Source organism: Rahnella sp. CJA17(1/100) (assembly GCF_963881615.1).
Taxonomy (GTDB): Bacteria; Pseudomonadota; Gammaproteobacteria; order Enterobacterales; family Enterobacteriaceae; genus Rahnella; species Rahnella aceris.
Map to the genome: position 1 here is coordinate 1 of NZ_CAWOJA010000049.1, position 516 is coordinate 516.

Consider the following 516-nt stretch of genomic DNA (forward strand, 5'->3'; position numbering starts at 1 on the left):
GTTGGGGAGTCTGCCAATTTCTATCATGCATTCGCCTCATGCCAGGCGCTATAGCCGCCGTCTAGGCTGTAAACGTCATCAAAACCTTGTTCGCATAAATATTGCGCCGCATTTTGGCTGCTCATGCCGTGGTAACAAACCACCACGAGTGGGCTATCCATATCGGCTTGGCTAATAAATTGCGCTAGGTTTTCGTTATTCAGGTTAGTTGCACCTGCAATATGGCCGTTGGTGAAGCTATTGCCATCGCGGATATCGACGATTTGCACTGGCTGTGCTTCGGTCATTTGCAGCAATTGATTAACGCTTAAGTGTTTAAAGGAAGACATAATAAAACCTGATAAAGCTAAGGGATGGAAATCAAGATGGGATAAGTGTGCAACAAGGGGCTGCGAGTGTACAGCCCCATCGATACCCAAGCTATCTGAAGATACGAATCCTGCATCTTCAGGTCGTTTGGGTGCAAGTAATGCTCTGCAGGATTAATCCCAGCTGAGGATCACTTTACCCGATTGG

Annotated in this window: 1 protein-coding gene; it reads right to left on the bottom strand. The window is 47.1% G+C overall.

Going from position 1 to position 516, the window contains the following annotated elements; genetic code table 11:
- Positions 1-23: 23 nt before the first annotated feature.
- Complete coding sequence (gene glpE, locus AACU55_RS19090; RefSeq protein ID WP_006084745.1) at positions 24-329, bottom strand: thiosulfate sulfurtransferase GlpE; 306 nt, start codon at positions 327-329, stop codon at positions 24-26.
- Positions 330-516: the final 187 nt, after the last annotated feature.